The organism is Gordonia sp. i37, from assembly GCF_002043085.1.
Lineage (GTDB): Bacteria > Actinomycetota > Actinomycetes > Mycobacteriales > Mycobacteriaceae > Gordonia > Gordonia polyisoprenivorans.
Genome location: NZ_MVPX01000077.1, coordinates 1 through 7,491 on the forward strand (window position 1 = coordinate 1; position 7,491 = coordinate 7,491).

At 68.4% G+C, this 7,491-nt stretch carries 4 protein-coding genes and 1 pseudogene; 1 reads left to right on the plus strand and 4 read right to left on the minus strand.

Translation table 11 applies throughout. From position 1 onward, the window contains the following. The 4 genes from nrfD to B1964_RS03255 all read right to left on the minus strand — a co-directional run. A partial coding sequence (gene nrfD, locus B1964_RS03235; RefSeq protein WP_172398739.1) for an NrfD/PsrC family molybdoenzyme membrane anchor subunit occupies positions 1 to 444 on the minus strand: 444 nt, incomplete at its 3' end. 7 nt (positions 445 to 451) lie between these two features. Then, positions 452 to 1,501: a 4Fe-4S dicluster domain-containing protein gene (locus tag B1964_RS03240; protein WP_079928789.1), complete on the minus strand. Its 1,050-nt coding sequence runs from the start codon at positions 1,499 to 1,501 to the stop codon at positions 452 to 454. Continuing rightward, entirely contained in the window at positions 1,502 to 4,843 is a 3,342-nt protein-coding gene (gene fdh / locus B1964_RS03245; RefSeq protein WP_172398740.1) for a formate dehydrogenase, read from the minus strand. Then, positions 4,833 to 7,136, minus strand: coding sequence for an ATP-binding protein (locus B1964_RS03255; RefSeq protein ID WP_079928795.1), 2,304 nt, complete (start codon positions 7,134 to 7,136; stop codon positions 4,833 to 4,835). The genes fdh and B1964_RS03255 overlap by 11 nt, the downstream gene beginning before the upstream one ends. A gap of 76 nt (positions 7,137 to 7,212) precedes the next feature. On the opposite strand from B1964_RS03255, the pseudogene B1964_RS03260 reads away from it, so the two are divergent. After that, a pseudogene (locus B1964_RS03260) lies at positions 7,213 to 7,491 on the plus strand (response regulator transcription factor); the annotation flags it as partial.

The window sequence follows — 7,491 nt, forward strand, 5'->3', positions numbered from 1 at the left end:
GAGAATCCACGATCCGACGCTCATCGGAGAGGTGACCTTGAAGGTCCGCAACATGTTGTAGAACCGGTCCGGCCGACCCAGGTCGGCGACCAGCGCCACCGCACCCAACCCCACCGCTGCCAAGCCGCCCAGTCGGGCGTTGCGGCGCAACCTATCCCGCCCGGTGAGTTGGGCGCCTGCAGCCAGCACACCCGACCCGCCGCCGATGCCACCGAGGAAGAGGTACAACGCGATCTCGTCGCCCCACGGCGGTGGTTTGACCACCGGATGGCCGTAGTAGCCCTCGCCGGTGAGTTTCTCGAACTCGGCGTGGGGCACCATCGACATCTCACGCGACCCGTCGGTCCCACCGGTGCCACGCCGTCGCCGCGCGACCCGATTGCGGATGCGGTCGCGGCGTCGTGGCGGCTCGGGCGGGCGCAGCGCGTCGTACTCGGAGGTCATCAGGAGCTCACCGCCCGCGCCCGGTGAGGAACGAGACCGCAGCGGCGGCAAGCATTCCCACGGCGGCCACACCCGCGCGCCGATACATGCTCGGCAGGTCGGCGGTGCACACCCGCGGGTCCGGCGGCAGCCCGTACACCTCGGGTTCGTCGAGCAGCAGGAACACCGACCCGGTACCGCCGACGCCGTCGTTGGTGTTCGCCCCGTACAGCCGGGCCTCGGTCATGCCCTGTGCGTGCAGGTGCGCGACTCGCTCGTGAGCGGCGTCGACGAGGTCGTCGTGGTCGCCGAACTTGATGGAGGTGGTGGGGCAGGTCTTGGCACAGGCCGGGGTCTCGTCGTCGACGAGCCGGTCGTAGCAGAGCGTGCACTTCTGTGCGACACCACGTTTGGGCACCGGGGGCTGCTCACCCTTGCGCTGGCCCTCGCGGGTGGTGGGTTCGACGGTGCCGTCCGAGCGGCGTTCGACGACCCCGAACGGGCAACCGGCAACACAGGTTCCGCATCCGTTGCACACGTCGTGTTGTACGACGACCGTCCCGAATTCGGTGCGGAACAACGCGCCGGTGGGGCAGACGTCCAAACACCCGGCGTGTGTGCAGTGCTTGCACACATCCGAGGACATCAGCCACCGGAACTCGGGGGTATCCGGTGGACTGACATCAGCCTGTACACCGGCGACCCCCTGCACCTCACCGACCTCCTGCGGGTTGTCGGTCGACGTCGGCGCCCCGGCCGCGCCCGGCACCGCGGGCATCCCCAGATCGGTGAGTGCGCGGCCGGATTCACGTGCGGCACTGATCTGTTCGCGGTTCTGCTCGATGAAGGCGACGTGCCGCCAGGTACTCGCGCCGAGGGCGACGGTGTTGTCGTAGGACATGCCGGTCAACTCGAGATCACCGTCGCGAGGATTGCCGTTCCACTCCTTGCAGGCGACCTCACATGCCTTGCAGCCGATGCAGATCGAGGTGTCGGTGAAGAATCCCTTCCGTGGCCGTTCGCGATCGCCCCAGTGGGCGTCCGCGGTCGGGTCGGTCGGTCCGGACAATTGGCCCATCTAATCAGACCTTCCTGGTTCGCCTGGTTCGGGATACACCGTTTCCTGTGCCGGGTCGGTGATCCGGGTGTTGTCGGTCTCCACGGTGACCCCGGCGCGTTCCTGGTAGCGGCGTACGAGGTCGAGCAGCGCGGGACCTTGTGGGCGCCGGCCCGCGATCACGTCGCAGGAGGCCACCTTCGACTCCTGGATCTGCACATTGGGGTCGAGGGTGACGCCGAGGAGGTCGTTCACCGCGTCGCCGGTGACGACGGCGTCGCCGCCCTGCCCCCAGTGATACGGCAGGCCCACCTGGTGCACCTCGCGGCCGTTGATGCGCAGCGGCGTCATCCGATCGGTCACCAGCACCCGCGCCTCGATCGCCGAGCGGGGCGAGATGATCGTCGCCCATCCCTCGTTCACCAGTCCGCGCGCGGCCGCCAATTCCGGTGACACCTCACAGAACAACTCCGGTTGCAGCTCGGCCAGGAACGGCGACCACCGGCTCATCCCGCCGGCCGTGTGATGCTCGGTCAGCCGGTAGGTGGTGAACACGAACGGGTAGACCTCGTCGCCCCGGTCACCGGCGCTCGGCGCACCCAGATTGTCCCTGCGCGCGAAGGTGATCCGCGCCGGCGCCTGCTGTTGCGGATACAGGGCGTTGGCCACCGGCGACTCGTGTGGCTCGTAGTGTGCGGGCAGCGGTCCGTCGACGAGCCCCTTCGGCGCGAACAGCCAGGCCTTGCCGTCGGATTGCATGATGAACGGGTCGTCACCGGCCAGCCCCTCGGCGCCGCCGAGGTCCGGATCGGGCCGCGCATCGGGCGCCTTGTCGACCGGGAAGTCGGGCACATCGTCGCCGGTCCACCTGCGGGCCTGGGCATCCCACCAGATGTAGCGTTTGCGCTCACTCCACGGTCGGCCCTCGGGGTCGGCGGACGCGCGGTTGTAGAGGATGCGCCGATCGGCGGGCCACACCCAACCCCACTCGTGCTGGCTGACCGACTCACCGCCCTGCGGTACCCGGCGGGCCGCCTGATTGGTGGCGTGCGCATACACCCCGGTGTAGATCCAGCAACCACCCGCGGTCGATCCGTCGGCCGCCATCTGCGTATACGACGTGAGGTTCTCGCCCTCGTGCGGCCCGGAGGTGAAGTACCCGTTGATCTCCGAGAGCACCGCCTCCGGATCCGGGTTGCCGTGCTCGTCGAGCGGGTAGTCCCACGTCAGATCGAGCAGCGCACGGTCGCGTTCGTCGGTCGAGTCGGCCAACCGTTCCCGGATACGCCGGCCGAGCTCGTAGAAGAAATCCAACTCGCTCTGCGCCTGCCCGGGCGGCGATACGGCCTGGTGGCGCCACTGCACCATTCGCTGTGTCTGCGTGAAGGATCCGGCTTTCTCCACGTGGGTGGCCGCGGGCATGAAGAACACCTCGGTGCCGATGTCGGCGGTGCGTAGTTCACCCGAGGCGATCTCGGGTCCGTCGCGCCACCAGGTGGCCGACTCGATCATGTTGAGGTCGCGGACCACCATCCACTTCAGCTTCGACATCGCCATCCGCTGCTGGCGGCCGTTGGCCGACCCGACAGCCGGATTCTGCCCGAGCACGAAATAGCCCTCGACCTTGCCGGCGAGCATGTCGACGGTGGTCTGATAGGTCCCCGCGGGACCGGACAGACGCGGCAGGAGATCGTAGGCCCAGTCGTTCTCGGCGGTCGCCTTGTCACCGAACCAGGCCTTGAGCAAGCTGATCATGTAGGTGTCGGCGTACGCCCAGAACCCCTTCTGCTGTGGGGAACCCACGGCGGCAAGGTAATCGGCGAGCGTGTCGTGCTTACCGACCGACGGCATCGGTAGATAACCGGGCAACAGGTTGAACAGCGTCGGGATGTCGGTCGACCCCTGGATGCTGGCGTGCCCGCGCAACGCCATGATCCCGCTGCCCGGCCGACCGACGTTGCCCATCAACAACTGCAGGATCGCCGCGGTCCGGATGAACTGCACCCCGAGGGTGTGCTGTGTCCATCCGGTCGCATACCCGAAACAGGTGGTGCGGTCGCGGCCGGAGTTGTCGGCGATCGCCTCGGCCAGATAGGTGAAGTCGTCTATCGAGATCCCGCACATGTCGCGCACCATTTCCGGTGTGTACCGGGCAAAATGGCGTGTGAGGATCTGAAAGACGCTGCGCGGGTGGGTCAACGACTCATCGCGGCGTACCCGCGCGTGCTCGAGGGGTGGGCCGCCCGAACCGTGTTCGTCGCCGGCGGCGCGTGCCGAGGCCGACGCCCCGTGCTCGTGGCCGTCGGGCGAGGCGACCTTGCCGTCGGACGGGTCGTCGTAGGCCCACGTCGTCGGATCGTAGGTGCCGGTCTCGGGATCGAACCCGGAGAACAGACCGCCGAGATCCTCGGTGTCGCGGTAGTCCTCGGTCACCAGCGTCGCGGCGTTGGTGTAGGCCACGACGTACTCCCGGAAGTACCGCTCATGGGTGAGCATGTAGTTGATCAGCCCACCGAGCAGCACGACGTCGGACCCCACCCGGATCGAGATGTGCTTGTCGGCGTTGGCCGAGGTGCGGGTGAAGCGGGGATCGACGTGGATCACCCGAGCGCCCCGCGCGCGTGCCTCGACCACCCACTGGAAGCCCACCGGGTGTGCCTCGGCCATGTTGCCGCCGATGAGCACGATGCAATCCGCATTGGCCATGTCCTGCAAGGACTGGGTGGCGCCGCCGCGTCCGAACGAGGTCCCCAGACTGGGAACCGTGGCGGAGTGTCATATACGCGCCTGGTTCTCGATCTGGATGGCACCGGCCGCGGTGAAGAGCTTCTTGATCAGGTAGTTCTCTTCGTTGTCCAGCGTCGCCCCGCCCAGCGAGGCGATCCCCATCGTGCGGCGCAGTATCCGGCCCTGCTCGTCGGTGTCCTGCCATGTGCGGCGGCGGGACTCGACGAAGCGGTCGGCGATCATGTCGATCGCGGTGTCGAGGTCGAGGTCGGTCCAGTCCGTGGCATACGGCGCCCGATAGCGAATCGTGGTCTGCCGCATCGGATTGTTGACCAGCTGCTCACTCGATGCGCCCTTGGGGCACAGCCGTCCGCGCGAGATGGGGGAGTCGGGGTCACCCTCGATCTGGATGACCCGGCCGTCCTTCACATAGACCTTCTGCCCACATCCGACAGCGCAAAAGGGGCACACACTTTGCACGACCTCGTCGGCGTCGGCGGTGCGCGGTGCCATGTCGCGGGTCTGCGCCGACTGCACGGCCGGACCCCGGCCGAACCTGTCGCCGGTGCGCAACTGGCGGAACACCGGCCACTCCAGTGGGCGCAAGGAGGGCACGAAGCCGAGTCTAGACCCCATCGGTGACCCGGGTGCGCACCTCACCCCGGCTGTCGATCTCGGTGAACTCGTAGAGGTCATCGGACTCGACGACGACCGTCACCACGGTGCGGCGATTCGGTGGTGACGCCCTGACACGTACGGATGTGCCTTCGTCGGCCTGCCGGAGGGAATCGACGATCGTGTCGGTCGCGACCCCGGGCAGCGGTGGCGGGTCGTGGTCATCGAACTGGTCCAGGCCGCGATCATCGAGCAGGGTCACGATCACCCCGCGGCGTCGGGCATCGTCGACCGCGTCATCGAGATCCGGGGTGCACAGCCCACGTGCCCGGAGCAGATCCCGCAATCGGGCCTCGGTGAGAGCACAGTGCAGACGCAGGGCAGGTGTGATCGGGGCGCCCTGCGCCAACGAGATCAACAGTGGACGTGCCAGTGCGGTGATCGGTGCGAGCTGGACGGCACGCTCGTCGGCGGCCGCGCGCGTCGCCGCGGACTCGGCGGCGGTCTCGGTCGCCCGGGCGCGCGCCGACACGAGGGCCTGGGCCACGGAGCGGTTGACGGTGCCGAAGACGATGGCGATGGCGACGAAACCACCGGACGGCCCGATCAACAGGAGTCCGGGCACGGGGCCACCCATCTCGGCGGTCGCCCAGGCCCCGGTGACGGCGAGCGTGCCGAGGAAGCCGACGACGGCGATGCGGGGACGCCCACGCAACGCCAGAACGGCCATGATCAGGGCAGGCGGCCCGGTGATCCACAGCGGGATCACGTCACCGGCGTAGTCGATGTCGAACAGGTAGATGCCGCACATGAATCCGGTTGCGGTGATGACGAGAAGCGATGCGACCATCGGTATCGGGTCGGGTCCGTCCGCGAGGAGCAGGACCGCGGCGAAGATGAGCGCAGCGATCGCAGCCACCGGCACCCAGGGTGCGGTGACCGGCCCCGGATTGGCGATGGCCGAGATGATCATCACCGCGACGATGCCCAGCCCGATCAACCTGCTGGTGCCCGACCGCAGTCCGAGGAGATCCCCGGCGTCGACCGCACGTTCGGCCTGCTCGGTCCGCCAGGCCAGGCTCACCGTGGTGCCTGCGCCGGGTGCGGACGTGACCGTGGCGCGACCGCCATGGACTCGCGACATCCGTTCCTCGATGGAAACCCTGATGCCCAGTCGTTCGGGGGGTACGGCGCGAGGATCGAAACCCGGCCCTTCGTCGGTGATCGTCGAGCGGATCTCCTGATCACCCACGGTGACGTGACACCGCCGCGGGGTGTGTGCAGGTAGGTGTCGGGAGCAGTTGCGTGCGGCCTCGGCGGTGGCGCCGATCACCGCCGACGCCGCGGTCATCGACAAGGTCGCCGCCTCTGCGGCGCGCAGATCGATGGTCACCTGCATCGCCGGATCGTTGCGCCGTGCCGCGCCGGCGATCCCGGCCGCCACGAGGTGGGCATCGGAATGAACGGCGGAAGCCTCGTCCAGTACGGAATCCAATTCTGCGGCAGCAGATTTCGCACGATCGGCCACCCGGTTCGAGGTGTCGTCACGGATGGCCTCGAGGAGTACCGCGATGATCGTGTCGTGGGTGAGGGAGCGGGCAACGGTACGTTGCGCACTGCGGGCCCGCGCCGCAGCGGAGTCCTCGGCGAGGGCGATCGTCGCGGTACTCGTCTCGTCGAGTGCGGCCGCGGTGCGCAGACCTGCGGTGCCCACCGCGAACGCGACGAGTGCGAACATCGCGCTGCACGCGACATCGGTGATCATGATCAGCAACGACGGCGTCTGCTGAGCGATGTTGCCGGCCACCTTCACCCCGCACGCCACCAGGACCAGATACACCACGGCGACCGTCGTCGACCACGCCACGAGCGCGCAGATCGTGCCCAGCACCGCGAACGGTCCGAGCCAGAAGACCGTCGATTCGTCGAGTTGCGCCCCGGTCCACGCGATCGGCCAGAGCGCCGCGGCCACCAGCACGCCCGAGGCAGCGGCCGCGGCGAGGCCATGGCGGACCGCGGAGTTCGCCGACGCGACGCCGTGTACCCCGAGCGCCAGCCCCGGGACGACGGCCACCGTCACCGCCAGCGGCGTCCACCACCGGTCGGCGACCGCCTCCGCCTGCGTCATCGCGGGTATCAGGAACGGCAAGAAGATCAGGTAGGCGGCACCGGCGAAGATCGCGTAGCACCGATTGGTTCGGTCGTGGGCCGACTCCGACTGCGGCGCGGGGCCCTCCGTGGCCGTCGCCGCCACCACCCACTCGCCCAACCCGGTTCTCGGGCGGGTCCGCTCACCGGCCTGCCGTACACCCACATCGGCGATTATGCGGTGCCGCAACGGTCGGTGCGGCCTACTGTGGGAACGCGTTACCGAGTTGAGGCGGTGTCGGGTGTTGCGTGTCGGTGTGATCGACGACCACGAATCCATCATCGAGGGACTGCGTGCGTTCCTCTCGATGTCGCAGACGGTGGAGGTGGTGGCCGGCGCGGCCACCGTTGCCAACCTGCTCGCGATCACCGACGATCTCGATCTCGCGGTTCTCGATCTGCGTCTCGGTGACGGGTCCACACCGGCCGACAACATCGCCGCACTCGACTCCGCCGGGATCGCCACACTGGTCTATACCTCCGGTGACGAGCCGTATCTCGTGCGGCAGGGGGGGGGGGCC

Bases quoted from the DNA above. Each gene is read 5' to 3' on its own strand.
- B1964_RS03240 (WP_079928789.1), bottom strand. From the start codon at position 1,501: ATGGGCCAATTGTCCGGACCGACCGACCCGACCGCGGACGCCCACTGG.